Consider the following 26,161-nt stretch of genomic DNA (forward strand, 5'->3'; position numbering starts at 1 on the left):
GGTTCAATGACGGTGTTCGCGGGTGACCCCGGCGTCGTAGTGGCTGACCACCTGCTGCCAGCCGGCGGCAATCAGTGCGGCCTGGCTGAGATCATCAGGGCGCACGGCGGCGCTGTCGCGGCGCAACCAGACGTCGACCTCGGTGCTGCCAGCATGGGGCAGGATCATCAGGAAGCTGCCCGCCACTTGCGGTGCCTGGCTGCGGCCCAGATAGGCACCGCTTGGCAGCCACTGCCACTGGTGGTTGCCACGGCTCTGGCTGCCGGCGTCGGCCACGAACGGTGGCAGGCCTTCCTCTGCCAGGGCTTCGACGCTGGGCGTGGCGGCGTTTTCTGCACGCAGCAGCTGGATCTCGTCGAATGCCACGCGCAGGTCGGTGTAGATGCCTTGTTCGGCTGCGGTCAGGTCGCGGCGGGCGTCGATCTGGTGGGCGGCGATGGCCTGCTCGTCCTCGCGTTCGCCGCGCAGCAGGACCACGCTGGCGGCGAGGGCGATAATCAACAGGCTGGCCAGCAGCACGTAGAGGGTTTCGTGCCCGGCACCGGCAGGGCGCACCACCTGGGTGTGGCGCATGGCTGGGCTGCTCATGGTTGCGCGATGTCGGCGTGGTCGACTTCCACGACATGGCCTGGGCCTGCGTCGAACAGCACGTAGAACTCGCCGTCGGGGCGCTTGAAGGTCAGGCTCGAGTCGTCACCGAGCTTGCCACCGACCAGCACCTGCTCGTCGTAGCCGATCACGTCGAGGGTTACCCCAGGCGCGCCGCTGCCATCGGAAAAACCACCGGTGCATTTCACCTGGCCACCGGCGACTTCCTCGCACTCGCACATGGGGTTGTGGGCCAGTGCCGGGCCTGCGGCCAGCACCAGCAAGGGCAGGGCGAGCCTGCGCATCAGCTGTTTCATGGTTTGCCTCCTTGTTTTTCGAGCCAGGCCACAGTGGCTGGCGAAGCCTTGGCCAAGGGCACGGACGCCTGGTGCAGGCTGCCGTCCCAGCCTTCGAGGGTGATCCATATCTGCGCATCGGCGCGGGTGCGCGGTGGTATCGGCAGGTTGGTGATCATGCGGTACGGCGCGCCGAAGAAAATGCTGCCGGCGGCGCGCAGGCTGCGCGGCTTGCCGATGCGCAGGTAGACCGCCTTGACCTCGTTGACGCAGGCCTTGCACAGCGCGGCGTTGAACAGCTTGAAGTGGCCGGCGGGGCCATCGGCGCGTGGGGCTTCATTGCGCAGCTCGGCGAGGTCGAGGCTGTAGGGGCCGACCTGGATATTGTTGATCGGGTTCGCCCCGAGCCCGGCGTCACCTCGGAACAGCCGGACATCAGCGAAGTATTTGGGCATGAAGCCCAGAGGGATCAGGATCAACAGGATATTCAGGTGGAAGCGCCACTTCAGCCACCACTGCTTGAGTGGGCGGGCGGGCAGGGCTTGGGCCTGGCTCATGGGCGGACCTCCAAGGTGGTGTCGTGGCGTGCGCTGCGGGGCGCGCGTTCGCCGCGTTTTAGCGCCGTTGCGGTGGCCTGGGCGGTGCGTTTGGTCCAGATCAGCAGGCCACTGAACACCATCAGGGTCAGGATCAGGCCAAAGAAGAACCACACCAGCTTGATCGGCAGGCCGCCGAAGTCGCCGGTGTGCAGCGGGCGCATGGACTCGGTGACGAACTCCAGGGCCGAGCGGTCGCTGAGCAGGAACTGGCTGTCGACCTGGCGGGTATAAGGGTTGACCGAAGCGCTCTGAAACATCAGCGGGTACCAGCCACGCCCGCCCATTTCGATGTGGCTGTAGGCGGTGGCCGGCAGCGAGATGGAGGTGATGTCCAGGCTGGGGATGGCCAGGCCGGCGATGCGCGCGGCTTCGTCCAGGTCGATGCGTGGCGCCGGGCTGCCATCGACTGACTGTGGCACCTGCTCGCGGGCGATCACCGGCACGATCGGCTCGCTGGAAATGGTGATGTGGTTGTCGGACAGGATCGCCCGGATCAGGAACCAGATGCTGGTAATGGAAATGACCGCGATGAACCAGATCGACCAGACCCCGGCCAGGCGGTGCAGGTCGCCCCAGAAGATGCGCGCACCATGGCCGGTGCGTACCGGCTTGAAGAAGCCTTTCCAGAACTTCTTGTACACCACCAGCCCGGTCACCAGCGACGCCAGCATCGGCAGCCCGAGCAGCGACACCATGTACCAGCCCCAGCTGAAACCATGGGTGAAAGGCACCAGCCACCAGCCATGCAGGGCGCGGGTGAAGGCTTCGAAGTTGAAGTCCGGCATCTTGCCCTGGATCGCCCCGGTGTAAGGGTTGACGTAGAGCATCGGGCTGGAGCCATCGGCGTAGGTGACCCGTGCCGTGAGCGCGAAGTGCGAGCCGTCCGGCTGGCTGAGCGAGTTGACTACCATGTCCGGTTCGGCCTTGCGCAGGGCATCGAGTACTTGCTGGAAGCTCAAGCGTTCGGCGCTGTCGTCGGGTTTGCTGGCACGCACGTCGGGGTTGGCCAGCCAGACGATCTCCTGGCTGACCACGGCCAGCATGCCGGTGAAGCAGACGATCAGCACGAAGAACCAGATCGGCAGGGCGAGCCAGCTGTGGACCAGGAACCACAGCTTGGACTTGGATTTTTTCGGTGATTTGGCCATCGGTCAGTCTTCTGAAAAAAGTGGCGAACACAGGCCCAACCAAAAAGGGCTGTTCTTCAAAAGACGAATGAGAATGAAAATCCTGCTGAATTAAATGCAAGAAAATGTTTCAGTGAGGCATAAATGCCGACAGGGCGCACTTGGCACCCTGTCGCTCTGATTGCTTCGTGAATCAGGCGCTGGTCAGGGCCACGGCGGGTTGTGCCTTGCCTTGCTGGCGAGCCAGGTCGTGGTACAGCGCCTGTCCGATTTCTGCGGCACGGGAGGGCAGTACCGACAGCAAGGTGTCACTGAGGCCGTGGCTGTTTTCACAGAACCCTTGCAGGTACACCGATGCCTGCAGGTCCGGGCTGGCCAGGACCCGGTAGTTGCGGTCGACGCTGAAGTCTTCCACATACTCCGCCAGCGGTGCGAGCAGGTCGCGGTGCGAGCGGCGTTCGTAGCCTGTGGCGAGAATCACCGCGTCGTAGCGGTGAGTCTGCTGTTGGCCGGTGGCCAGGTCGCGCAGGGTCAGTTCGATGCCGTCGCGGGTGGCGACCACCGCTTCCACCTGCCGCCGGCACAGCACGTTGTGGCGGAACTGGTGGGCGACCTTCTGCCGGTAGAGAATGCCGTAGATGCGCTCGATCAGGTCGAGGTCGACCACCGAATAGTTGGTGTTGTGGTACTCACCGAGCAACTTGGCGCGCTGGTCGGCCGGCTCGTTGTAGACCAGGTCGGTGTAGTCTGGCGAGAAGATCTCGTTGACGAACGGGCTGTCGTCGGCCGGCTTGAGGGCGGAGCCGCGCAGCACCATGTCGACCTTGACCGACGGGTAGCTGTCGTTGAGGTCGATGAAGGCCTCGGCGGCGCTCTGGCCCGAGCCGATCACCGCGATGCGCATCGGCTTGCCGGCCGTGCACGGCAGTTTGTTCAGGCTACTCAGGTACTGGGAGTGGTGGAAGACCCGTGGGTCGTCCTTGAACGCGCCGAACTTTTCCGGAATCTTCGGTGTGCCGCCGCTGCCGACCACCACCGAGCGTGTGCGCCGGCTGAATTCCCGGCCTTGCGCATCGCGCGAGACCAGGCGCAGGTGCTCGACGCGCCCAGCCTTCAGTTCAGGCTCGATGCGCAGCACTTCTTCGCCATACACGGCTTGGCTGGCGAAATGCTCGGCGGCCCAGCGCAGGTAGTCGTTGTACTCCAGGCGGCAGGGGTAGAAGGTGCCGAGGTTGATGAAGTCGGCCAGGCGCTGCTTCTGGTGCAGGTAGTTGACGAAACTGTACGGGCTGGTCGGGTTGCGCAGCGAGACCAGGTCCTTGAGGAACGAGATCTGCAGTTCGCTCTGGGTGGCCAGGGTCTCGCCGTGCCAGCGGTATTCCTTCTGCTTGTCGATGAACAGCGCATCCAGAGCATGGCCCTGGCTTTGGGCAAGTTCTTCCAGGGCGATGGCCAGGGCCAGGTTGGACGGGCCGAAGCCCACGCCGATCAGGTCCTTGATAGTTTCCGGGTGTGCAGACTGGCTCATGGCTGCGATTCCATAATGGGGCGAATGTGGGCGCATGCCGGGGCTCCGGCGCCTGCGCTTGTACATTGGGTGGAACGAGCCAGTGGAATGGGAATTTACTGCCCGGCCGCGTGCCTGCGGCCAGTCGAGCCTAAAGGTCTGCGACTGTCGGCCGATACGCAGGTCAACTCAAGGACCCATTGCAAGGCAGGGAGAATGACATGGTAAGTATTGCGGCAGTCAGCATCAGCAACACTTCGGCCCAGGCGGCCAGCACCCTTCAGGCCAATGACAGCGAAAAGGCCGAGGCCGGCAGTACGACACTCCAGGTCGACACGTCGAAAATTCGCGGCGACGGGCAGGCCCAGGCGGCAGCAGGGGCGGCTCAGGGCAGCAGTGAAAGTGATGAACCTGCGCACATCAAGCAGTTGCGCGAGATGATCAAGAACCTGCAGAAGCAGATGGCGCAAGAGCAGCAGCAGCTGGCCCGCCTGATGGCGCAGAAGGGCGATGACAGCAGCAAACTGGCGGCGATCACTGCCAAGCAGGCCAGCATCGCCACCCTCAGTGGCCAGATCATGACGGCGACCGCGCAGTTGCTCGAAGCACTTCAGGAAAGCGGTGGCAGCAGTGCTGGCGGCGTGGTCGACACCCAGGCCTGATCCGAACCGGCCGACTGTCAGCGACTGCCAGGTGTGCGCGGCTCCCACACGTCATGTGTTGGCCTCAGATTACTCCGACGCCAGGCGCCCCTTGTTGTGCTTGTCCGACTTGTACTGCATGGCCACCGCCGGAGCCGGCTTGGCTGCGCCGGTCTCCAGCCACTGGCGCAGGCGGGTGGCGTCGGCGAAGTGGGTGTACTTGCCAAAGGCGTCGAGGATCACCATGGCCACCGGGCGGTTGTCCATCTTGGTCAGCAGCACCAGGCAGTGGCCGGCCTCGTTGGTGAAACCGGTCTTGGTCAGCGTGATGTCCCAGTTGCTCTTGTTCACCAGGTGATCGGTGTTGCGGAAGCCCAGGCTGTAGTTCGGCTTGCGGAAGGCCACGGTCTTTTCACGGGTGGTCGACAGCTCGCTCAGCATCGGGTACTTGCGCGATGCCATCAGCAACTTGGCGAGATCGTGGGCGGTGGATACGTTCTGCGTCGACAAGCCGGTCGGCTCGACATAGCGGGTGTGCGCCATGCCCAGGCTGCGGGCCTTGGCGTTCATCGCCTTGATGAAGGCCGGGTAGCCGCCTGGGTAATGGTTGGCCAGGGTGGTGGCGGCGCGGTTTTCCGACGACATCAGGGTGATCAGCAGGGTTTCCCGACGGTTCAGCTCGCTGCCCAGGCGTACGCGCGAATACACGCCTTTCATGTCCGGGTTGTTGGCGATGGTCATGGTGAGCATCTCATCCATGGGCAGCTTGGCATCCAGCACCACCATCGCCGTCATCAGTTTGGTCACCGAGGCAATGGGCACCACGCGGTCGGCGCGGCTCGAATACAGTTCCTGGTTGGTATTCAGGTCGATCAGCAGGGCGCTGCCAGACGCCAGGTGCAGCTTGGACGGGTCGCGTTGGACCTGGGCCGGGGGTTGTGCAGCAGCGGTCGACGGAAGGGTCGCGGTACCTGTGAGCAACAGCAGCAGACTGAGGATGGACAGGGATGTTTTCACGTTGAGGCTCACTAAAAGTTGGTATGTCGTTGGCTGTGCAAGGGTTTTCCCCCAAAAAACCGATGCATTTTGGAGTATGGCTGAACGCCTGTCGATTGCTCGTTGAGTCGGCTGACAGAAATGAAAAAAGCTTCATGCTGTATCGGTTTTCCTGCCTCCGTTCGTCGGTTCGTCCAGGCAAAAAAAGACCCGCCAGACGGCGGGTCAGAAGAGGCGTAGGGAGCAACGCACAACAAATTCGGTCAAGCGATCAGGCAATTGGCCTGAAGCTGTTCAGCCAGGGCTTGGGCCGAGGCGCGGGTCGCCAGCGGGCCGCTGACGGCTTCGCCATTGCTTACCAGGTACCAGCAGGCCAGTAGGCCTTGCTCGCGCAGGGTGACGGGGACAGCAGTGCCGACGACGGACATGATCTGAATAGTGGCCATGGGGACCTCCTGTGAAACATGGCCCTACCTTACGCAGCAGCCGACACGGTTTGAAATCAACTCGCTCAATAGTGCTCATCAGTTTTATCAACGGTCACCAGCGTGGCGGGCCGTAATACACCGGTGGCGGGCCATAGTAGGGGCGGTACGCCGGCGGCGGCGGTGCCGGCACGTAGTACGGCTGGTAGTACACCGGCTGCGGCGGGGCCTGCACATACACGGGCGGTGGCCCATAGTAGGCAGGCTGGCGTTCCACATAGACCGTGCGGTCGTGGCCGCCATACACCGTCGCCCCGACCACGGCCCCGACTACGGCGGCGCCGAGCAGTGGGCCTGGTCCATACCAGCCATGTCCGCCGCCACCATGGGCAGAGGCTTGCCCGCTGATGGCCAGGGCACCGACCAGCAGGGCGATTCCGGGGAGATGACGGTTCATGAGACTTCCTCGCAAGGTAACCCCGCGCTCGGGGCCTTATTACTATGACTCCGGTCTCTGTAAGCCGCGCGCAGGGAAACGGTAAAGGTTGTGTAAGGGACGACCAGTGGTTGTGTCTGGTACGCTGCACAAACGTTTCAGTTATGAAAAAGGAGCAGGTTATGGCGACAACTCCCAGCAGAGACACCGTGCTGTGCATTTCCCTGGCCGGTCGGCCTGGCACCTTTGGCGTGCGTTTTCATAACCACCTCTACCAGCAGCTCGGCCTGGACTATTACTACAAGGCCATGAGCACCGATGACCTCCCGGCAGCAATCGCAGGCATCCGCGCGCTGGGCATTCGCGGCTGTGGCGTGTCGATGCCGTACAAGGAGGCCTGCATGGCGCTGGTCGATGAAATCGACCCGTCGGCGGCGGCGATCGAGTCGGTCAATACCCTGGTCAACAACGCTGGCCGTCTGAAGGCCTACAACACCGATTACCTGGCCGTGCGGCAACTGCTCGAGGCGCACCAGGTCGACCCTGCCACCGCGTTCGCCCTGCGCGGCAGTGGCGGTATGGCCAAGGCTGTGGCCAGTGCGCTGCGCGATGCCGGATTCCGCGAAGGCATCATCGTCGCCCGCAACGAGCAGGCCGGGCGGCAGTTGGCGGATGTCTGCGGCTATCGCTGGGTGGCTGAAATGGGCGACCTGTGCCCGCCGATGCTGGTGAACGTGACGCCGATCGGCATGGAGGGTGGGCCGCAGGCCCAGGTGATGGCCTTCAGCGAAAACGCCATCGCGGCGGCCGAGCGGGTGTTCGACGTGGTGGCGATGCCAGCGCGCACGCCGCTGATCCAGCGGGCCGAGGCGCTGGGCAAACCGGTGATTACCGGGCTGGACGTGATCGCCTTGCAGGCGTTGGAGCAGTTCGTTCTGTACACCGGGGTACGGCCCAGCCGCGAACAGGTTGAAGCGGCGGTAGCCTTTGCGCGCGATATCTGATGCACGCCGATCTCCTGTAGGAGCGGCCTTGTGTCGCGAGAGGGCTGCAAAGCAGCCCCAGCGATTTATGCATCAAGGCTGATATCTTTGGGCTGCTTTGCAGCCCTCTCGCGACACAAGGCCGCTCCTACAGCTCCCGCGCAGGTCTTCAGAAGGCTTTGTGCCCCTTGTCCAATTGCTCATCCACCAATGCCCGGCCATGGGCCAACGACACATGCTGAGCGTTCTCGAGGTCCGAGAAGAACTTCATCGGCATCGACATCCGCTTGCTGGTGTGCCCCTGTGGATCGGTGATCAGGCAGCCGGCGGCGTAGGGCAGGGGGGAGTCGGGGTGGGGCATCACGCTGGCGGTGATGGTGTGGTTGCGGTATTCACAGTGAAGAGATTGCATCGTCCTTTACCTCGCTGTGGCATGTGAAGCGGTTACCTTCATATACCACAGCAAGGGGCCAGGAGTTCCCGGCCCGACGAGCGCGAGCGGATGGCGGTCAGCCCTTCAGCTCGGTTGGCTGGATCACCTCAACCCAGTAGCCGTCCGGGTCCTTGACGAAGGCCAGGTGGTTCATGCGGCCATCCTGCAGGCGCTTCTGGAACGGCACGTCGAGTGCCTCGAAACGGGCGCAGGCCTCACGCACGTCCGGCACCGAAATGCAGATGTGGCCAAAGCCGCGTGGGTCGGTGTTGCCGTTGTGATAGGCGAAATCCGGGTCGTTTTCGGTGCCGTAGTTGTGGGTCAGCTCCAGCACGCCCGGGATCGACTTCATCCACTGGTGGCGCTCGGCGTCGTCGGCAGGGATCTGCGCCGGGTCGACCAGGGCCAGGAAGTACAGGCTGAAGGCAGCTTCGGGGAAGTCACGCTTGTCGACCAGGCGGAAGCCCAGCACGCGGGTGTAGAAGTCCAGCGACTTCTCGATGTCCTTGACCCGCAGCATGGTGTGGTTGAAGACGAACTGTGCGGTGGCGGTGTCTGGCTGTGCGGTGACACCAGGCAGGGTTTGCAGATCGTGCAGGCTCATGGGTACTCCAGAGACGGGGCCGGCAACCAGGTGCCAGCGAAACAGACAGGGGGCCATGATACGGCAGTGAAGCGTTTGCGCAAATGAAAGCGCCCTGCTCGGGGGGAGCAGGGCGCCGGAATTAGAGGCCCGCATGTGCGGGCGCGTGATGGGGTCGCTAGTCCTTTAGCTGTCTCGATACTGCTGCAGCCGTTGTGAAAAAAGTGTGAAGTGGGTGTTGACGTTTCATCAGCGAACCCAGCTTTCCACGGTAGCGGCCCCGTACTGTTCTTTCCACGCCTTGAGGCCGCGGTGGTTGCCGCCTTTGGTCTCGATCAACTCGCCGGTGTGCGGGTTTTCGTAGACTTTGACCACGCGCGGGCGGCGCTGCTGTTTCGGTGCACTGACAGCGCCACGGGCAACCGCCTTGGGGTCGAGGATGGCGATGATATCGCGCAGACTTTTGTCATAGCTTTTCATCAGGCCGACTAGTTTCTGCTCGAATTCGATTTCGCGTTTGAGGCCGGCATCCTTTTTCAGCGCCTCCAGTTGCGCCATCTGTTCCTGGAGCGCTTTTTCGGCAGCACGAAACTCTGCAAGTCTGGACACTGTAATCACTCCTGTACGTCTTTCGTGGCAGGGCGTGACGAACATTGACAAGGACTAAACGCCAGCCACGCGGGTGGGTGAAACTGTTCGCTGACATCGAGTGTAGACACTTGCAGGAGTTCGGTAAACCGCAAACTTTTTATAAGTAGGGCGGGAACTTTCCAAGTTTTCCGAGCGGTAATGCAGGCGCTTTTTCGAGCCGACTGCCCGGTATTCTAGACCATGGTCCAATGGCCCGGAACAGAGCGGTTGGGCGATCATTTCAGATGATGGTCGGCTGATGTTCGGCCGCGACGCATTCGCGTGACGCAGGTGCGTCACGATTTGTTTTTTCGCCTTTCTTGTGGATGTTTCCTCGCATGTTTTCCCCTCTTCCTCTCGCCCCCGGGCGCCGTGTTGCCGGCCTGTTCATTGTGTGTGCCGGCACGCATGCCCAGGCCGCCGGTTTTCTTGAAGACACTAGTGCCAAGGTCGAAGCGCGCACGGTCTATTTCAACCGGGATTTCCGTGACGGCCACAGCAGTTCCAGCCAGGGCGCGTCAAAACGTGAAGAGTGGGCGCAAGGCTTCATTCTCAATGTGCAGTCGGGTTATACCCAGGGCCCGGTCGGCTTTGGCGTGGACGCACTGGGCATGTTAGGGATCAAGCTCGACTCCAGCCCGGCCGACAGTAACAGTGGTTTGCTGCCATCTTCCGGCCACGACCCTCGGCACTCCGCCGACCAATACGCGAAGATGGGCCTGGCGGCCAAGGTCAAGGTTTCCAACACGGTGCTGAAGTACGGCTCGATGATGCCGGACCTAGCGCTGTTGAAATACAACGATGGTCGCCTGCTGCCGACCATGTTCCATGGCGCGATGCTGACCTCCGAAGAAGTGCGCGACCTGAAGTTCACCGTGGCCCGCCTGAACAAGTACACCGCACGTGACTCCACCGATCGTCAGGATATTCGCGTGCATTGCAAGAACAAGCGCTATGCCTGCAATATCGAAGCCGACCACTTTGACCTGGCTGGCCTGGACTACCGTTTCAATGACCGGCTCAGCGCTCAGTATCAGGTCGCCAAGCTGGAAAACATCTACCGCCAGCATTTTCTGGGCCTGGTCGCCAGCCAGCCGCTCGCCGTTGGCAGCCTGTCGGCAGACCTGCGGCTGATCAAGAGCGATGACATCGGCAACGCCCGCGCCGGCGAGATCGACCACCGTGCCTTCAGCGGCATGCTCGGCTACAGCCTGGGCGGGCACAAGATCAGCGCCGGCTGGCAGCGCATGTACGGCGAAAGTGCCATGCCGTACCTCGATGGCAGCAATCCGTACCTGGTCAACTACGCCCAGGTCAACGACTTCGCCGCCGCCCAGGAGCGCTCCTGGCAGCTGCGTTACGACTACGACTTCAAGGCCCTGGGCGTGCCTGGCCTGAGCTTCTTCACCCGCTACATCAACGGTGACCACATCAAGGTCCCGGGCAGCAATGCACAAGGCAAGGAGTGGGAGCGCGACACTGAGCTCAGGTACCAGGTGCAGAGTGGCACCTTCAAGGATGTCAGCGTGCGCCTGCGTAACTCGACGTACCGCAGTAATTACGAGAAGTGGGCACGGGACATGGACGAGACGCGGGTCATCGTCAGCTATAACTTCTCTATCTTCTGAGTCGTGATGTCGGGCGCTGCCATGAAAGACCTTCTGTTGATCGGCATCGGTCCGGGCGATCCGCGGCAGATCACCGTCGAGGCAGTCGAGGCACTGCGCCGCGCCAGTGTGTTCTTCGTGCTCGACAAAGGCGCCGGCAAGGATGAGCTGGTGCGACTGCGCAAGGCAATGCTTGAGCGCTACCGGCCCGAGGGTGGCTACCGTCTGGTGCAGGTAGCGGACCCGCGGCGCGATGCCGAGGCGCACGACTACACAGGTGCGGTGCACGACTGGCACCGCCAACGTGCCGCGCTGTATGCCCGGTTGCTCAGCGAAGAGATGGGCGCCGAGGATGTCGGCGCCTTTTTGCTATGGGGTGAGCCGGGGCTCTACGACAGCACCTTGCGCATTCTCGACCTGGTCCGCGAGCGCGGGGTGGCACTGCGCCTGCAGGTGATCCCTGGCATCAGCAGCGTGCAGGCCCTGGCGGCGCGGCATCAGATCCCGCTCAATCGCATTGGCGAGCCGCTGACCGTGCTGCCGGGGCGGCGCCTGGCCGAGCAGGGGCAGGTGGACAATGTGGTGGTGATGCTCGACGGGCAGTGCGCGTTTGCCGCGCTGGAGGATCCGGCGCTGGTGATCTACTGGGGTGCTTATCTGGGTACCGACGATGAAGTGCTGATCGCCGGGCCTTTGCAGGCAGTGAAGGCCAGGATTCTTGAAGTGCGCGCGCGGGAACGGTTGCGCAGGGGGTGGATCATGGATACCTACCTCCTGCGGCGGGAGCTGTAAGGTGGGTTGCCTTTTCCGGCCTCTTCGCGGCTAAAGCCGCGAAGCAGGCGCCACCGATCTCAAGGTGTACCCAATATTTCCACCACCTTGTCGCGCAACTGGTCGATGCTGAACGGCTTGCCGATCAGGTGCATGCCCTCGGGCACATCAAAGCTCTCGGCATAACCGCTGGCGAACAGCACCGGCAGCAAAGGCCGCACTTCACGGGCCCTGGCCGCCAGCGCTTCGCCGCGCATGTCCGGCAGGCCCACGTCGGTCATCAGCAGGGCCAGTGGCTGGCTGGCGTCCTCGATCACCTTCAGCGCCGCCGTGGCATTTTCCGCTTCAAGGGTGCTGTAGCCCAACTCGTCGAGCACTTCGACCATCAGCATACGTACGATGTCGTCGTCTTCGACTACCAGAAGGTGCATGGTGGGTTTCCTGTTGTAAAAAGCATGTCTCTACTCTGTGCGCCAGGCAGTGATAGAAGTTCCCGAGGATACCGACTGTGGCACATCGATGGAACGATTCTCACGCGCGGCATTCAAATACTGGCTAAATGCCCTGCCGAACCCGCTCAAGCGGGTTAAACTCGCTGATTGACCGGTGAGCGCAGCGGCAGGCACTGACAGGCTTCAGCCGCCACTCTTTTTCAATGGACTTTTTTTGCGCGGGCGTTATCAGATGATTCAAGCAGCCTCGATGGACCAGCAAAGCTTCCGCAAGCTGTTGAGCCGAAATATCGGCTTGCCCCTGGCAGTGGGCCTGCTCGGCGCCGTGGCTTTCGTCGCGGTGATCAACTACTTGCTATCGGCCATGCAGTGGGTCGAGCACACTGATCGGGTGATCGGCAATGCCAACGAAGCGGTCAAGTTGTCGATCGACATGGAAACCGGCATGCGCGGTTTTCTGATCACCGGTGACGAGCGCTTCCTCGACCCCTACGAGGTAGCCAAGCCGCGTATCCTTGGCAGCTTGCAGAGCCTGCGCAGCATGGTCGAGGACAACCCCCAGCAAGTCGACCGTATCGACCGGCTGATTGCCTTGCAAAACGCCTGGAACGCGTTCGGCGGCGAGATGATCAGCCAGCGCCGCAGCGGTGGCGACTACCGTGCTTCGGTCGGCAATGGCCGCGGCAAGCGCATCACCGACGAGATTCGCAAGGAGTTCGACGGCCTGATCGGCACCGAGCAGCAGCTGCGCATGGCGCGTACCGAGAAGGTGAGCACGGTTACCGTGACCGCCATTTCGATCTTTGTGCTGTTCATCATCGGCCTCAGCGCATTGCTCGCCTACCTTGGCCGCCGTGATCTGCTGGCCCTGTCGGGCAGCTACAGCGAGAACCTGCAGGCTCAGCAGCGCGCCGCCGAGCGCCTGGAGCACCAGGCCTGGCTGCGCAATGGCCAGACCCAGCTGGCCGAGCAGGTGTTGGGCCAGCTGACCCTGCCGATGCTTGGCGACAACATCTTGCGCTTCTTCGCCAGCTACCTGGGCAGCGTGGTCGGTGCGCTCTACGTGCGCGACGAACATGGCCGCCTGGTGCGGGTGGCCAGCTATGGCCTGAGCAGCGAAGAGCAGGCCCGCCAGCAGGTACTGGGTGATCACCATGGCCTGTTGGCGCAAGCCGTGCGCGATGGGCGCCTGCTGCGCCTGGACGACCTGCCGCAGGACTACTACCGGCTCAGCTCGGGCCTTGGCGACGGCCTGCCGCGGGGCGCCTTGCTGATGCCAGCGCGTAACGACGGGCAAATCAACGGTGTGATCGAACTCGGTTTTCTGCGCCCGCTGCAGGCGCGTGATGACGAGTTCATGGAGCGGGTCGGTGAAAACCTGGGCATCTCCATCGAAAGCGCACGCTACCGCCAGCGCCTTCAAGAAGTGCTGGCCGAAACCCAACAGCTCAACGAAGAACTGCAAGTCCAGCAGGAGGAGCTCAAGACTGCCAACGAAGAGCTCGAAGAGCAATCGCGCGTGCTCAAGGAGTCCCAGGCCCACCTGGAAACCCAGCAGGCGGAGCTTGAGCAGACCAACGAGCAGCTGTCCGAACGTACCGATGCCCTGAACCGCAAGAACGACGAACTCAGCCAGGCCCAGGAAGAACTCCAGGCCCGTGCCGAAGACCTGCAACGCTCGAGCAAGTACAAGTCCGAATTCCTCGCCAACATGTCCCACGAGCTGCGCACGCCGCTCAACAGCTCACTGATCCTGGCCAAGCTGCTGGCCGAGAACGGCGAGGGCAACCTCAGCGCCGAGCAGGTCAAGTTCGCCGAGTCCATCTATTCCGCCGGCAACGACCTGCTGAACCTGATCAACGACATCCTCGACATCGCCAAGGTCGAGGCCGGCAAGCTCGAAGTGCGCCCAGAGAACACCCAGCTCGAGCGCCTGGTCGAAGGCCTGCGCGGCATGTTCCAGCCACTTGCCGAGCACAAGGGCCTGGGCTTTGAGGTCACGGTCGAAGCGCAAGTGCCGGCCACCCTGTTCACCGACCGCCAGCGCCTGGAGCAGATTCTCAAGAACCTGTTGTCCAACGCCATCAAGTTCACCGAGCGCGGCCAGGTCAGCCTGAACATCGGCTATCAGGCCGGCAATGGCATCGTCTTCTCGGTGCGTGACAGCGGCATCGGCATTGCCGCCGACCAGCAACAGGCAATCTTTGGCGCCTTCCACCAGGTCGACGGCACCAGCAACCGTCGCTACGGTGGCACCGGCCTGGGGCTGTCGATCTCGCGCGACCTGGCGCATCTTCTTGGCGGGCAGATCAGCGTCGACAGCAGCCTCGGGCAGGGCAGTGTGTTCAACCTGCTCATGCCGGAACGTTATGAATCGCAGGGTGAGGAGATCGAGGCACAGAGCTTGCGGCCGGCCGTCGATAGCTTGCCGCCGGCGCCGCCGATTGCCGCGCCTGCAGTGTCCAAGCGCCCGGCCCCGGCCTTCAGCGATGATCGCGAGCGCGCACCGTTTGGCAATCGCTGCATCCTGGTGGTGGAAGACGAGCCCAATTTCGCCCGCATTCTCTTCGACCTGGCGCACGAACTGGGTTACAGCTGCCTGGTGGCGCAAAGCGCCGATGAGGGTTTCGAGCTGGCCGAACAGTACGTTCCCGACGCCATCCTGCTGGACATGCGCCTGCCGGATCATTCCGGGCTGACCGTGCTGCAGCGCCTCAAGGAGCAGGCCACCACCCGGCACATCCCGGTGCACATCATCTCGGTGGAAGACCGTGTAGAGGCCGCCATGCACATGGGCGCGGTGGGTTATGCAGTCAAACCGACCAGCCGCGAAGAGCTCAAGGAAGTGTTCGCCCGCCTGGAAGCCAAGCTGACCCAGAAGCTCAAGCACATCCTGCTGGTGGAAGACGACGACCTGCAGCGCGAGAGCATCGCCCGCCTGATCGGCGACGACGATATCGAGATCACCGCCGTGGCCATGGCCCAGGACGCCCTGGCGCTGCTGCGCGACAATATCTACGACTGCATGATCATCGACCTGAAACTGCCCGACATGCTCGGCAACGAGCTGCTCAAGCGCATGACCGCCGAGGATATCCGCGCGTTCCCGCCGGTGATCGTCTACACCGGGCGCAACCTCACCCGCGAAGAAGAGGCCGACCTGCTCAAGTATTCGCGCTCGATCATCATCAAGGGCGCGCGCTCGCCAGAGCGCCTGCTCGACGAAGTGACGCTGTTCCTGCACAAAGTCGAATCGCAGTTGTCCCATGAACGCCAACGCATGCTCAAGACCGCGCGCAGCCGCGACAAGGTCTTCGAGGGCCGCAAGGTGCTGCTGGTGGACGACGATGTGCGTAACATCTTTGCCCTGACCAGTGCCCTGGAGCACAAGGGCGCCATCGTCGAGATCGGCCGCAACGGGCGTGAAGCCATCGAGCGCCTGGAGCAGCACGATGACATCGACCTGGTGCTGATGGACGTGATGATGCCGGAGATGGACGGCTTCGAGGCTACCCGCCTGATCCGCCAACAGCCGCGCTGGCGCAAGCTGCCGATCATCGCCGTTACCGCCAAGGCGATGAAGGACGACCAGCAGCGTTGCCTGCAGGCCGGCGCCAATGATTACCTGGCCAAACCGATCGACCTGGACCGCCTGTTCTCGTTGATCCGCGTGTGGCTGCCGCAACTGGAGCGAATTTGACTAGCGAGCGCAACACCGACATTGAGATCCGGCTGCTGATCGAGGCGATCTACCTCAAGTACAGCTACGATTTTCGCAATTATTCCGGCGCTTCGATCAAGCGCCGGGTCCTGCATGCTCTGCGCCAGTTCGACTGCCTCACGGTGTCGGCGCTGCAGGAGCGGGTGCTGCATGACCCGGGCATGTTCATGCAGCTGCTGCAGTACCTGACGATCCCCGTCAGCGAGATGTTCCGCGACCCCAGCCATTTCCTCGCGCTGCGCCAGGAAGTGGTGCCGCTGCTGCGCACCTGGCCTTCGATCAAGGTGTGGATTGCCGGCTGCAGCACGGGTGAAGAGGTGTACTCGATGGCCATCCTGCTGCGCGAAGAGGGCCTGCTCGACCGCACCATCATCTATGCCACCGATATCAACCCGCATTCACTGGACCGCGCCAAGCAGGGCATCTACTCGATGCAGAGCATGCGCGAGTATGCAGAAAACTACCGCCTGGCCGGTGGCCGCCGCGACTTTACCGAGTACTACACCGCGGCCTACGGCAACGCCATCATGGACAGCAGCCTGCGCGAGAATGTGACCTTCGCCGACCACAGCCTGGCCACCGACAGTGTGTTTTCCGAAACCCAGTTGGTGTCCTGCCGCAACGTGCTGATCTACTTCAACAAGGCCCTGCAGGACCGCGCCCTCGGCCTGTTCCACGAGTCGTTGTGCCACCGCGGCTTCCTGGTGCTGGGCAGCAAGGAGTCGGTGGACTTCTCGGCCTACAGTGACCGTTTCGAGCCGTTGGTCAAGCCCGAACGGATCTACCGCAAATCATGAACGGCGTGGACGCGGTGGTCATCGGCGCCTCGGCAGGCGGCGTCACGGCATTGTTCACGGTGCTGGGGGCGTTGCCTGCCAGTTTTGCCATTCCCGTGCTGTGTGTGCTGCACCTGCCGGACGACCGCCACAGCCAGCTGGCCGAGGTGCTGCAACGGCGCTTGCAGCGGCCGGTACGCCAGGCCTGTGACAAGGAAGCCATTGCCCCAGGGCAGATCTACGTGGCCGGGCCGGGCTATCACCTGTCGGTGGAAGCCGACTTCAGCCTGTCGCTGAGCCAGGAGGAGCCGGTGCATTTCTCGCGCCCGGCCATCGATTTTCTCTTCACCTCGGCGGCCGATGCCTTTGGCCCCGGGCTGCTCGGCGTGCTGCTCACCGGGGCCAACGAAGATGGCGCCCAAGGGCTTGCCTACATCAAGAACAGCGGCGGCCGGACCGTGGTCCAGGATCCCCGCGACGCACAGGTGGCGCTGATGCCGGAGGCCGCCCTGGCCCTGCACGCGCCCGACCTTATTCTTTCTCTGAGCGGTATCGGGCAGTTGCTCGCGACCCTGGAACCCAGCGCATGCTAAGCCACACCACTGCCAAACTGCTGATCGTCGACGACCTGCCGGAAAACCTGCTGGCCCTGGCCGCCCTGATCCAGGGCGAGGACCGCGAGGTGCATCAGGCGCAATCGGCGGAAGCGGCCCTGTCGCTGTTGCTCGAGCACGAGTTCGCCCTGGCCATTCTCGACGTGCAGATGCCGGGCATGAACGGCTTCGAGCTGGCCGAGCTGATGCGCGGCACGGAAAAGACCCGCAACATCCCGATTGTCTTCGTCACCGCGGCCGGGCGTGAAATGAACTACGCCTTCAAGGGCTACGAGAGCGGCGCCGTGGACTTTCTGCACAAGCCGCTCGACACCCTGGCGGTGAAGAGCAAGGTGTCGGTGTTCGTCGACCTGTACCGCCAGCGCAAGGTGCTCGACCGGCAGTTGCAGGCGCTCGAGTGCAGTCGCCAGGAACAGGAGCAGCTGCTGGCCCAGTTGCAGGTGGCCCGTGGCGAGCTGGAGCATGCGGTGCGCATGCGCGACGACTTCATGTCGATCGTTGCCCACGAGGTGCGCACGCCGCTCAACGGCCTGATCCTGGAAGCCCAGTTGCGCAAGATGCACCTGGCGCGCGGCAACCTCGACGCCTTCAGCCCCGACAAGCTGCAGGCCATGGTCGAGCGTGACGAGCGGCAGATCAATAGCTTGATCCGCCTGATCGAGGACATGCTCGACGTGTCGCGCATTCGCACCGGCAAATTGTCGCTGCGGCCCAGGGCGTTCGACCTGAGCCAGCTGGTTCGCGGCCTGGTGGAAAATTTCGCGGCCCAGGCCACGGCGTTGGAGACGCACATCGAGTTGCAGCGTTGCGAACCGTTGCAGGGCGAGTGGGACGAGTTTCGCATTGAGCAAGTGCTGGCCAATCTGTTGTCCAATGCCTTGCGCTATGGCGAACGTCAGCCGGTGCAGGTGCGGGTGTTCGAGCAGGACGGCATGGCCTGGGTGCAGGTGCAGGACCATGGGATCGGCATCAGCGCCGTCCACCAGCAACGGATCTTCCAGCAGTTCGAGCGCGTGGCCACCCAGCAGGCCAGCGCTGGGTTGGGGCTGGGGTTGTATATTTCCGAGCAGATCGTCCACGCCCATGGCGGACGCATTCAGGTGCAAAGCGAGGAGGGCAAAGGTGCCACGTTCAGCTTGCTGTTGCCGCTGGCGGGGGCAACCGAACAAAACGACCAGCTGCGGGCAACCTCCGCATAAGCCTGGGGTCAGATGGCCAACTGTATGAATTTCAAGGCGTTGTCATGAGTGAAGATGCACAAGATGTGGTGCTGGTAGTCGAGGATGAACCAGCGATTCGGATGATCCTGCGCGATTACCTGGCGGGTGAGGGCTACCACGTGCTGGTGGCCGAAGACGGTGAGGAGGCGTTCGCCATCCTGGCGAGCAAGCCGCACCTGGACCTGATGGTGACCGACTTCCGCCTGCCGGGTGGCATTTCCGGGGTGGAGATCGCCGAGCCTGCGGTGAAGCTGCGGCCGGACCTCAAGGTGATCTTCATCAGCGGTTACCCGGCGGAGATCCTCGAGTCCGGCAGCCCGATCGCCCGCAAGGCGCCAATCCTGGCCAAGCCGTTCGACCTCGACACCCTGCACGAGCAGATCCAGGCCCTGCTGCGTTAGCCTGTCCCGGCCTCTTCGCGGGCAAGCCCGCTCCCACAGGTACTGCACCGCGATTGAAAGCGGTGAAAAACCTGTGGGAGCGGGCTTGCCCGCGAAGAGGCCGGTGCAGGCTAGCGCAGGGTCCGCTCGATCCCGCCAGCCAACAGGCTCTCCATCAACCCGAGCCCTTGTTGCTCAGGCAATCCCTTGAGCATCCCCGGCAATTGGTTGAGCAAGGTCGCCACGACATGCGCCGTCGCCGCCAATGCTTCGCCCTGCAACGTCGCCCGTGGCGCAATCAGGCGCAGCAAGCCCGCCTCATAGCGCTTGCGCAGCAACCCCAGGCGCGCCTGCTGTTCCTCGCTCAGGCAGCACAAGTCGCGTTCGGCCAAACGAAACTGCAGGGGCCGCTCGGCATGCAACTGCCAGTGCGCAGCAATCAGGCAAGCCATTGCCGAAGCCCCTCGGGCCATGGCCCGGCGCCCCTGTTCGAGGGTCGCCTGCAGCTCCTCGTACAACTCCTCGATCAGGTCGAACAGCAGATCCTGCTTGCTGGGAAAATGGTGATACAGCGAGCCGGCAGTCAGGCCGACGTGGGCTGCCAGCTCGCGCATGCTGACCTGGCCAAAGCCCTTTTCGGCGAACAGTGCCATGGCCCGGTCGCGTCGCTCTTCGAAGTTGGCACAGCGCATGGCGGCATTGACCGGGGGCATGGCGTGCGCTCCTCAGTAGGTGAAGAAGCCGCGGCCGCTCTTGCGGCCCAGCCATCCGGCCGCGACCATTTCCTTGAGCAGCGGGGCAGGGCGGTACTTGCTGTCGTTGAAACCTTCGTGGAAGGCCTCCATGATCGCCAGCAGGGTATCCAGGCCGATCAGGTCGGCCAGGGCCAGCGGGCCGATCGGCTGGTTGCAGCCCAGGCGCATGCCGGTGTCGATGTCCTCGGCACTGGCCAGGCCTTCCTGGCGCACGAAGATGGCTTCGTTGATCATCGGCACCAGGATGCGGTTGACCACGAAGCCCGGGCGGTTGCCGGCGGTGATCGGGGTCTTGCCCAGCTTCTCGGTGACCACCAGCGCCTGGGCATAGGTGCTGTCGCTGGTCTGCAGGCCGCGGATGATCTCGACCAGGGCCATCATCGGCACCGGGTTGAAGAAGTGCACACCGATGAAGCGCTGTGGGTGCTCGATGCTGGCGGCCAGTTGGGTCACCGACAGCGATGAGGTGTTGGTGGCGATCAGGCAGTCGGCCGCCACGTTGGCCGCCACCTGCTGAAGGATGCGCTGCTTGAGCTGCAGGTTCTCGGTGGCCGCCTCGATCACCAGCTGCGCACTGCTCAGCTGGGCATAGTCGGTGCTGGTGCGGATGCGGGTTTTCGCAGCCTCGGCGCGCTCGGCGTCGAGCGTACCCTTGCTCACCTGGCGCTCCAGGTTCTTGCTCAAGGTGGCCACCCCCCGCTCCAGCGCGGCGTCGGAAACGTCCACCAGCAGTACCTGGTAGCCGGCCACCGCGCACACCTGGGCGATACCGTTGCCCATGGTGCCGGCGCCGATCACGGCAATCTGTTCAATCGTCATGGTTCAGCCCCTCAGACGCGCTCGAAGACCACGGCGATACCCTGGCCGCCGCCGATGCACATGGTTGCCAGTGCGTAGCGGCCCTGGATGCGTTGCAGTTCGTGGATGGCCTTGGTGGCGATGATCGCCCCGGTGGCACCGACCGGGTGGCCGAGGGAGATACCCGAGCCGTTCGGGTTGACCTTCTCCGGGTCGAAGCCGAGCTCGCGGGCCACGGCGCAGGCCTGGGCGGCGAAAGCTTCGTTGGACTCGATCACGTCCAGGTCGCTGACACTCAGGCCGGCCTTTTCCAGCACCTTGCGGGTTGCCGGGATCGGGCCCAGGCCCATCAGTTCCGGCTCGACGCCGGCGTGGGCGTAGGCCACCAGGCGCGCCAGCGGCTTAAGGCCCAGGCGGCGCACGGCGTCGCCGGTGGCCAGTACCAGGCCGGCGGCGCCATCGTTGATGCCGCTGGCGTTGCCGGCGGTAACGGTGCCGTCCTTCTTGAACACGGTCTTCATGCCGGCCAGTTGCTCGGCCGTCACATCGGCGCGCACATGTTCGTCGACGGCGAACTGCACGGTGCCTTTACGGGTTTTCAGCTCCAGCGGCACGATCTGGCTGTCGAAGCGGCCTTCGGCCTGGGCGCGGGCGGCGCGGCGCTGGCTGGTCAGGGCCAGTTCGTCCTGCATCTCACGGCTGATGCCCTGCTTGGCGGCGACGTTTTCCGCGGTGATGCCCATGTGGAAGTGTTCGAACGGGTCGTGCAAGACGCCAACGGTGTAGTCGATGCCCTGCAGGTCCCCCATGCGCGCGCCCCAGCGAGCCTGCGGCAGCAGGTACGGGCCACGGCTCATGGATTCGGCACCGGCGGCCAGGGCCACATCGGCGTCACCCAGCAGCAGGCACTGGGCGGCCGAGACGATGGCCTGCAGGCCCGAACCGCACAGGCGGTTGACGTTGAAGGCGGGGGTTTCCTTGGGGATGCCGGCGTTCATTGCCGCCACTCGCGACAGGTAGGCGTCGCGTGCTTCGGTAGGGATGACGTTGGCCATCACCACATGGCCGATCTGCTCGGCGGCCACGCCCGAACGCTCGATGGCAGCGCGGGTCACGGCGGTGGCCAAGTCGGCCAGGGGCAGGTCCTTGAGGGCCCCACCGAAACCACCGATGGCGGTACGGACGGCACTGACGATGTAGATTTCTGCGCTGCTCATAGAGGCTCCGATTGCGTAGGCATGGCGGGAGCGGGCCAGGCTCTGCGAGAATGGCCGGCGATCCCGGATGGGGTCCGAGTCTAGGCAAAGGCTCTGTTGCAGCCTATGCCGGATCTGTTCAGTCAACCTGGCATTTTTTGCCACTCAGCATAGACAGTGAATTCCGCCATGCGCGATAGCGATTCGGTCGCGGTGTACTTTCTCAATGCCATGCTGCATGCCTTGCGCGAGCAGCCCGAGGTGCTCGAGGCACGGCTGCGTGGGGTGGGCATCGACCCGGCCGTGCTCGGCCAGCCCCAGGCGCGGGTGCCGGCCAAGGCCTTTGCCCGCTTGTGGCTGGAGCTGATCGAACTGCTGGACGATGAGTTCTTTCGCCTCGACAGCCATGGCATGCCGCTGGGCAGCTTTGCCCTGATCTGCCGTGGCTTGATCCAGGAACCGAACCTGGAAAAGGCCCTGCGCCAGTGCATGAGCAGTTTCGCCCTGTTTCTGCGCGACCTGCGCGGCAGCCTCACCCTGCGTGGAGGGCGTGCGGTAATCAGCGTGCAGTCGACGATCGCCGACCCGCTGACCCGGGTGTACGCCGAGGAAACCTACCTGGTGCTGATGATCGGCCTGCTGTGCTGGCTGGCAGGGCGGCGCATCGCCATCGACCGCACGGAACTGGCGGTGGCGCGCCCGGCCCAGGATGACGACCCGCTGCTGTGGGGGCCGGACCTGCGCCTGGGCAGCGGGCGCACCGAGGTCGAGTTCGACAGTGCCTGGTTGCGTTTGCCGGTGGTGCAGGACCTGGCGGGCCTGAAGACCTTCCTGCGTAGCGCGCCGCAGGGCCTGGTGATCCGCTTTCGCAATCAGAATGGCCTGGTTGCCGAGGTCTATCGCCATTTGCGCGCACGCCGCTATGGGCAATGGCCGACCCTGGCGGCCATGGCCGGGCAGCAAGGGGTCAGCGCCAGTACCTTCCGCCGCCAGCTGGAGCGCGAGGGGCGTTCGTATCAGCAGATCAAGGATGAAGTACGCCGGGCAATGGCCTTCGAGCGCTTGCGCGAAGGCACGCTGAGCATCGCCGAGATTGCCGAGCAGGCCGGCTTCCAGGAGCCCAGTGCCTTTCACCGGGCGTTCAAGAAGTGGACCGGGCAGAGCCCAGGCAGCTATCGGGCGCGGCTGGCCGGGCGTTAACCGTCAACCTATCAGTGGATAGCCACCGGGTTGATGTTGACCTGGGTCGAACCCTTGTACAGCGGCTGCCCCAGCACGAACAGGAACTCGAAGGCCTTGTCCTTCACCAGCGCGCGGGTGTCGATCAGCTCCAGGTTGTAGATGCCGCGCTTGGCCAGCATGAACTGGTTGACCGGGAACTCTTCACCGGTCGGGTTCGGGTAAACCTCCGAAGCCCAGGTATCCCCGCCAAAGGCGACGATGCCCTTGCCGTAGTGGGCCGTCATGTCCAGCACTACGCCGCGGGACCAATGAATTCTGCCTGCCGGTCAATAACCGTCGTCGTTCAGGGCCAGGCTCTGGCGCAGCTGTTCGACCATCGACATGCGCAGCGTTTCTGGCGCCTTGACTCGGATCGAGCCAGCCTGGGACAGCAGCCAGCCCATCAGTGCACGGCTGTCTTCGACCGTAGCGGCGAGCATCGCCCCGCCATTGTCGTGGGGGGCCAGGCGCATGTCTTCGGACAGCGGCTGGTGCTCCAGGCGCCGGGCGAGGCCATCGTCGACCCAGGCGTGCAGTTCGATCTGCTGCGAAGGGGTGAGTACATCAGGTTGCAACTGCTGGGCCGCATCCAGGCTCAGGCCCGGCTGCCAGTACCAGCCATAGGGCATGCCTTTGTTGTTGCAGTGCAGCGGGAACAGCGTTGCCAACTCATTGAGGTCGCGCTCGACGGTGCGCTTGCTGGTCTTGTGGCCGGCGCTGGCGAGTGCGGCCTGCAACTGTGTGGAGCTCATCCCGGGGTGGCGGTCGGGCAGCAGTTTCAGGAGCTGCCATTGTCGGGCGATGGTGTGGCGGGTCGGGTGGCTGGGCACGGGAGCTTCATCCTTGAAGGCCAGGTACGGGGCATACCTGAGTGATGGCATATGGCTATTGCGATAGCATACTCCTTCGGTGGATGGGATCCAAGTTTGGTGGGGCGGTGGTGGCATTTCTGCCGAGGACCGCATTAGGGCCGCCAGGTGCATGCCTTGACATCTTCGGCGCCTGTGAGATCGAGCGCCGCCCGCGATGCGCCGCGCGGGCGGCGCTCGATCTCACAGGCGCCAGAGAACTCAAGGCAGGCACCTCCCAAAGCCACTCAATTCAGGCAGTAACTCCTTGCCTCTATCCCAAGGTTTTCGCCAAGGCTTGCAGGCCACCTTCATAGATACCCTTGAACAGCGCCTGCGCCTCGGCATCGCTGACTCCGGTCGGGGTGAATTCGCCGAACCATTCGATCAGGCTGCCCTGGCCATCGGCCTTGACCCGCAGGGTCGACAGATAGCCAGTCACCGGGAACGGGCTGGTAAGAATCGCGTAGCTGTAGCTGCGTTCCTTTTCATCGAAGGCCATCAGGCGCTCGACGATGCTGTTGCCGTCCGGGTCTTTCAGCGAGCGCACGCGGCCGCCTTCGCTGGACAGGCTTTCAGGGATGAACGGCAGCCAGTCGGGCAGGCTGTCGAAGCCGCCGATCAGGGCCCAGACGTGGTCAGGGCTGTGTTGGGTGTGCAGGGAAGCGTAGGCAGTTGCCATGGTGTAAATCTCCAGTTGAATTCAGATAGCGAGGCTGTCGACCACGCCGCCGTCGACCCGCAGGGCCGCGCCGGTGGTGGCGGAGGAATAAGGGGAGGCCAGGTACACCGCCAGGTGGGCGACCTCGTCGACCTCGGCGGCACGCTGGATGATCGAGCTCGGCCGTGCGCTGCGCACGAAGTGGTCGGCTTCTTCACGAACGCTGCGCCCGGAGGCCTTGGCGGCATCGGCCACCAGCGCGGCGACGCCATCGGTCAGGGTCGGGCCGGGCAGCACGGCATTGACCGTTACCCCGGTGCCGGCCAGGCGCTTGGCCAGGCCATGGGACACGGCCAGGTTGGCGGCCTTGGTGACGCCGTAGTTGATCATGTCGGCAGGGATGGCGACGCCCGATTCGGAAGAGATGAACAGGATCCGCCCCCAACCCTTGGCGACCATGCTCGGGGCATAGTGGCGGGCCAGGTGCACGCCGGACAGCACGTTGACGTCGTAGAAGCGTTCCCATTCGCTGTCGGGCACGGCAAAGAAGTCGACATCGTCGTAGATGCCCAGGTTGTTGACCAGAATGTCGACCTGCGGTTGGGCGGCGAACAGTGTTTCGGCACCTTCGGCAGTGCCCAGGTCGGCCACCACGCCATGCACCTGGCCACGCCCACCCTGGCCGCGCAGTTCCGCCAGGGCGGCGTCCAGCGACTTCTGGCTGCGGCCGGCGATGACCACGTCGGCATGGGCGCGGGCCAGGCCGCGGGCGATGGCCAGACCAATACCGCCGGTCGAGCCGCTGATGATGGCGGTGCGTCCGCCGAGGTCGATGTTCATGGAATGGCTCCTGTGGGTGAGTTGCATCGATGGGAGCCATCCTAGTGATGCAGGGTCAGACTGTAAAAGACGCAATTCGACTGAGTTCAGACCTTTATCGACTCATCAGGTTCTTTATCGGCAAGGGCCAGCACCCGCTCGCGGAAGATGCCCACGATCGGCCGCAGATCTACCTGGTGCCAGGCCGCCCACAGCTGCACGCAAGGCTGGAACCAGTCCAGCTGGCGCAGTACCACGCTTGGTCCGACGCTGCCCGACAGGCTGCTCTGCACCATGGCCAGGCCCAGCCCGGCAGACACCAGGCCGAGTACGCTCAGCGGGTCGGTGGCCTCCAGTGACAGGCGCGGAGTAAAGCCGGCATCGCCGCAGCGGGCGATGAAATCGTCGCGCTTGTTGGCCTGGTCGGGTTGGCCGCCGGTGATGATCCATTCCTGTTCATGCAGGTCGGCCGGCGTCAGTTCGGCCTTGCTGGCCAATGGATGCACCGCCGGGATGGCCAACAGCATCGGGTCGTCGAGCACAGGCTGGCTGCGTAGGTCGGGGTCGTGCTTCGGTGGCGGCTCGCAGACCAGGGCGATGTCCAGGCTGCGCTGGCGCAAACCTTCGAACTGCTCGCCCGGGGTCATGTTGTACAGGGCAATGTGAATGTTCGGGCGCTCGCCGCGAATCGCCCGCACCGCGCCGGGCAGCACGCCGGCATGGATGGCGTGGTTAACGTAGCCGATGCACAGGCCACCTTCTTCGCCACGGCCCAGGCGCTTGCCCAGCGACTCCAGGCGCTCGGCATGCTTGAGCAGGCCGCGCGCTTCCGCCAGGAAGGTACGCCCGTCGTTGGTCAGGTAGAGGCGCTGGTTGCGCCGTTCGAACAGCGCCAGGCCCAGGTTGTCCTCGAGCTGGGCGATCTGCCGGCTCAGGGGGGATTGAGAGATATGCAGCTGCTCGGCGGCCCGGCCGACGTTCTCGCATTCGGCGACGGCCACGAAGTAGCGCAACTGACGTAGATCCTGCATGAGACCTCCAGGGACTTAACTTTGACTAATTATGACTTGGACGGTCT

Annotated in this window: 29 protein-coding genes and 1 pseudogene; 10 read left to right on the forward strand and 20 right to left on the reverse strand. The window is 63.7% G+C overall.

Annotated features, from left to right (window positions below):
• Positions 1-3: 3 nt before the first annotated feature.
• The 5 genes from ACIPZ5_RS02895 to ACIPZ5_RS02915 all read right to left on the reverse strand — a co-directional run bounded on the left by ACIPZ5_RS02895 (position 4) and on the right by ACIPZ5_RS02915 (position 4,138).
• Positions 4-573: a DUF6162 family protein gene (locus ACIPZ5_RS02895; protein WP_343595394.1), complete on the reverse strand. Its 570-nt coding sequence runs from the start codon at positions 571-573 to the stop codon at positions 4-6.
• An 11-nt stretch (positions 574-584) separates the two neighbouring features.
• On the reverse strand, positions 585-905 hold the full coding sequence (locus ACIPZ5_RS02900; protein WP_261940506.1) for a hypothetical protein: 321 nt from the start codon (positions 903-905) through the stop codon (positions 585-587).
• The gene (locus ACIPZ5_RS02905; RefSeq protein WP_400806553.1) at positions 902-1,441 is read right to left on the reverse strand and encodes a thiamine pyrophosphate-binding protein; all 540 of its coding nucleotides are present in this window, start codon (positions 1,439-1,441) and stop codon (positions 902-904) included. The genes ACIPZ5_RS02900 and ACIPZ5_RS02905 overlap by 4 nt, the downstream gene beginning before the upstream one ends.
• Entirely contained in the window at positions 1,438-2,631 is a 1,194-nt protein-coding gene (locus ACIPZ5_RS02910; RefSeq protein WP_400806555.1) for a PepSY-associated TM helix domain-containing protein, read from the reverse strand. Before ACIPZ5_RS02910 ends, ACIPZ5_RS02905 begins: the two co-directional genes overlap by 4 nt.
• Positions 2,632-2,803: 172 nt before the next feature.
• Positions 2,804-4,138 carry a SidA/IucD/PvdA family monooxygenase gene (locus ACIPZ5_RS02915; protein ID WP_343595179.1) on the reverse strand — a complete coding sequence of 445 codons (1,335 nt, stop codon included), beginning with the start codon at positions 4,136-4,138 and terminating at the stop codon, positions 2,804-2,806.
• 200 nt (positions 4,139-4,338) lie between these two features.
• On the opposite strand from ACIPZ5_RS02915, the gene ACIPZ5_RS02920 reads away from it, so the two are divergent.
• The gene (locus ACIPZ5_RS02920; RefSeq protein ID WP_343595181.1) at positions 4,339-4,779 is read left to right on the forward strand and encodes a hypothetical protein; all 441 of its coding nucleotides are present in this window, start codon (positions 4,339-4,341) and stop codon (positions 4,777-4,779) included.
• Positions 4,780-4,848: 69 nt separating this feature from the next.
• On the opposite strand, the gene pbpG is transcribed toward ACIPZ5_RS02920, so the two are convergent.
• The 3 genes from pbpG to ACIPZ5_RS02935 all read right to left on the reverse strand — a co-directional run bounded on the left by pbpG (position 4,849) and on the right by ACIPZ5_RS02935 (position 6,636).
• On the reverse strand, positions 4,849-5,775 hold the full coding sequence (pbpG, locus tag ACIPZ5_RS02925; RefSeq protein ID WP_261940501.1) for a D-alanyl-D-alanine endopeptidase: 927 nt from the start codon (positions 5,773-5,775) through the stop codon (positions 4,849-4,851).
• 242 nt (positions 5,776-6,017) lie between these two features.
• Positions 6,018-6,200, reverse strand: coding sequence for a hypothetical protein (locus ACIPZ5_RS02930; RefSeq protein ID WP_313712289.1), 183 nt, complete (start codon positions 6,198-6,200; stop codon positions 6,018-6,020).
• A 94-nt stretch (positions 6,201-6,294) separates the two neighbouring features.
• Positions 6,295-6,636 carry a hypothetical protein gene (locus ACIPZ5_RS02935; protein ID WP_313712290.1) on the reverse strand — a complete coding sequence of 114 codons (342 nt, stop codon included), beginning with the start codon at positions 6,634-6,636 and terminating at the stop codon, positions 6,295-6,297.
• A 161-nt stretch (positions 6,637-6,797) separates the two neighbouring features.
• Between ACIPZ5_RS02935 and ACIPZ5_RS02940 the strand changes: the two genes are divergently transcribed.
• Positions 6,798-7,619 carry a shikimate 5-dehydrogenase gene (locus tag ACIPZ5_RS02940; RefSeq protein ID WP_343595188.1) on the forward strand — a complete coding sequence of 274 codons (822 nt, stop codon included), beginning with the start codon at positions 6,798-6,800 and terminating at the stop codon, positions 7,617-7,619.
• A 148-nt stretch (positions 7,620-7,767) separates the two neighbouring features.
• Here ACIPZ5_RS02940 and ACIPZ5_RS02945 read toward each other — a convergent pair whose 3' ends face one another.
• The 3 genes from ACIPZ5_RS02945 to ACIPZ5_RS02955 form a co-directional block, all read right to left on the reverse strand.
• Entirely contained in the window at positions 7,768-8,010 is a 243-nt protein-coding gene (locus tag ACIPZ5_RS02945) for a hypothetical protein (protein WP_261940497.1), read from the reverse strand.
• A 97-nt stretch (positions 8,011-8,107) separates the two neighbouring features.
• Positions 8,108-8,635: a lactoylglutathione lyase gene (gloA, locus tag ACIPZ5_RS02950; RefSeq protein ID WP_261940496.1), complete on the reverse strand. Its 528-nt coding sequence runs from the start codon at positions 8,633-8,635 to the stop codon at positions 8,108-8,110.
• A 228-nt stretch (positions 8,636-8,863) separates the two neighbouring features.
• Positions 8,864-9,223, reverse strand: coding sequence for a histone-like nucleoid-structuring protein, MvaT/MvaU family (locus ACIPZ5_RS02955; RefSeq protein ID WP_261940495.1), 360 nt, complete (start codon positions 9,221-9,223; stop codon positions 8,864-8,866).
• A 359-nt stretch (positions 9,224-9,582) separates the two neighbouring features.
• Here ACIPZ5_RS02955 and ACIPZ5_RS02960 point away from each other — a divergent pair, with 359 nt between their 5' ends.
• Together ACIPZ5_RS02960 and cobF are read left to right on the forward strand one after the other, a co-directional pair.
• A complete protein-coding gene (locus ACIPZ5_RS02960) occupies positions 9,583-10,872 on the forward strand; it encodes an OprD family porin (protein ID WP_400806563.1) in 1,290 nt (429 codons plus the stop codon).
• A gap of 21 nt (positions 10,873-10,893) precedes the next feature.
• Positions 10,894-11,643, forward strand: coding sequence for a precorrin-6A synthase (deacetylating) (cobF, locus tag ACIPZ5_RS02965; protein WP_343595197.1), 750 nt, complete (start codon positions 10,894-10,896; stop codon positions 11,641-11,643).
• 59 nt (positions 11,644-11,702) lie between these two features.
• Here the strand turns inward: cobF and ACIPZ5_RS02970 are convergent, their stop codons facing one another.
• Entirely contained in the window at positions 11,703-12,053 is a 351-nt protein-coding gene (locus ACIPZ5_RS02970) for a response regulator (protein ID WP_343595199.1), read from the reverse strand.
• Positions 12,054-12,306: 253 nt separating this feature from the next.
• Here ACIPZ5_RS02970 and ACIPZ5_RS02975 point away from each other — a divergent pair, with 253 nt between their 5' ends.
• The 5 genes from ACIPZ5_RS02975 to ACIPZ5_RS02995 are packed head-to-tail and all read left to right on the forward strand — an operon-like array spanning position 12,307 to position 18,806.
• Positions 12,307-15,774 carry a response regulator gene (locus ACIPZ5_RS02975; protein WP_400806567.1) on the forward strand — a complete coding sequence of 1,156 codons (3,468 nt, stop codon included), beginning with the start codon at positions 12,307-12,309 and terminating at the stop codon, positions 15,772-15,774.
• Positions 15,771-16,592, forward strand: coding sequence for a protein-glutamate O-methyltransferase CheR (locus ACIPZ5_RS02980; RefSeq protein ID WP_261940490.1), 822 nt, complete (start codon positions 15,771-15,773; stop codon positions 16,590-16,592). Before ACIPZ5_RS02975 ends, ACIPZ5_RS02980 begins: the two co-directional genes overlap by 4 nt.
• Positions 16,589-17,164: a chemotaxis protein CheB gene (locus ACIPZ5_RS02985; protein ID WP_261940489.1), complete on the forward strand. Its 576-nt coding sequence runs from the start codon at positions 16,589-16,591 to the stop codon at positions 17,162-17,164. The genes ACIPZ5_RS02980 and ACIPZ5_RS02985 overlap by 4 nt, the downstream gene beginning before the upstream one ends.
• Positions 17,158-18,384, forward strand: coding sequence for a hybrid sensor histidine kinase/response regulator (locus ACIPZ5_RS02990; protein WP_343595204.1), 1,227 nt, complete (start codon positions 17,158-17,160; stop codon positions 18,382-18,384). The genes ACIPZ5_RS02985 and ACIPZ5_RS02990 overlap by 7 nt, the downstream gene beginning before the upstream one ends.
• 44 nt (positions 18,385-18,428) lie before the next feature.
• Positions 18,429-18,806: a response regulator gene (locus ACIPZ5_RS02995; protein WP_110632390.1), complete on the forward strand. Its 378-nt coding sequence runs from the start codon at positions 18,429-18,431 to the stop codon at positions 18,804-18,806.
• A gap of 110 nt (positions 18,807-18,916) precedes the next feature.
• Here the strand turns inward: ACIPZ5_RS02995 and ACIPZ5_RS03000 are convergent, their stop codons facing one another.
• The 3 genes from ACIPZ5_RS03000 to ACIPZ5_RS03010 are packed head-to-tail and all read right to left on the reverse strand — an operon-like array spanning position 18,917 to position 21,555.
• Positions 18,917-19,498: a TetR/AcrR family transcriptional regulator gene (locus ACIPZ5_RS03000; RefSeq protein ID WP_313712300.1), complete on the reverse strand. Its 582-nt coding sequence runs from the start codon at positions 19,496-19,498 to the stop codon at positions 18,917-18,919.
• Between the two features lie 12 nt (positions 19,499-19,510).
• Positions 19,511-20,359, reverse strand: coding sequence for a 3-hydroxybutyryl-CoA dehydrogenase (locus tag ACIPZ5_RS03005; protein WP_400806570.1), 849 nt, complete (start codon positions 20,357-20,359; stop codon positions 19,511-19,513).
• Positions 20,360-20,370: 11 nt separating this feature from the next.
• The gene (locus ACIPZ5_RS03010) at positions 20,371-21,555 is read right to left on the reverse strand and encodes an acetyl-CoA C-acyltransferase family protein (protein WP_261940485.1); all 1,185 of its coding nucleotides are present in this window, start codon (positions 21,553-21,555) and stop codon (positions 20,371-20,373) included.
• A 168-nt stretch (positions 21,556-21,723) separates the two neighbouring features.
• On the opposite strand from ACIPZ5_RS03010, the gene ACIPZ5_RS03015 reads away from it, so the two are divergent.
• Positions 21,724-22,734 carry an AraC family transcriptional regulator ligand-binding domain-containing protein gene (locus ACIPZ5_RS03015; RefSeq protein WP_343595213.1) on the forward strand — a complete coding sequence of 337 codons (1,011 nt, stop codon included), beginning with the start codon at positions 21,724-21,726 and terminating at the stop codon, positions 22,732-22,734.
• Positions 22,735-22,745: 11 nt separating this feature from the next.
• Here ACIPZ5_RS03015 and ACIPZ5_RS03020 read toward each other — a convergent pair.
• The 5 genes and pseudogenes from ACIPZ5_RS03020 to ACIPZ5_RS03040 form a co-directional block, all read right to left on the reverse strand.
• A pseudogene (locus ACIPZ5_RS03020) lies at positions 22,746-22,982 on the reverse strand (cyclase family protein); the annotation flags it as partial.
• A gap of 60 nt (positions 22,983-23,042) precedes the next feature.
• Positions 23,043-23,585, reverse strand: a complete 543-nt coding sequence (locus tag ACIPZ5_RS03025; RefSeq protein WP_343595396.1) for a WYL domain-containing protein — start codon at positions 23,583-23,585, stop codon at positions 23,043-23,045.
• A gap of 292 nt (positions 23,586-23,877) precedes the next feature.
• The gene (locus ACIPZ5_RS03030) at positions 23,878-24,285 is read right to left on the reverse strand and encodes an SRPBCC family protein (protein WP_343595215.1); all 408 of its coding nucleotides are present in this window, start codon (positions 24,283-24,285) and stop codon (positions 23,878-23,880) included.
• Between the two features lie 21 nt (positions 24,286-24,306).
• Positions 24,307-25,104, reverse strand: coding sequence for an SDR family NAD(P)-dependent oxidoreductase (locus ACIPZ5_RS03035; protein ID WP_400806575.1), 798 nt, complete (start codon positions 25,102-25,104; stop codon positions 24,307-24,309).
• Positions 25,105-25,190: 86 nt separating this feature from the next.
• The gene (locus ACIPZ5_RS03040) at positions 25,191-26,114 is read right to left on the reverse strand and encodes a LysR substrate-binding domain-containing protein (protein ID WP_343595219.1); all 924 of its coding nucleotides are present in this window, start codon (positions 26,112-26,114) and stop codon (positions 25,191-25,193) included.
• Positions 26,115-26,161 lie beyond the last annotated feature (47 nt).

Source organism: Pseudomonas sp. NPDC089428 (assembly GCF_044749325.1).
Taxonomy (GTDB): Bacteria; Pseudomonadota; Gammaproteobacteria; order Pseudomonadales; family Pseudomonadaceae; genus Aquipseudomonas.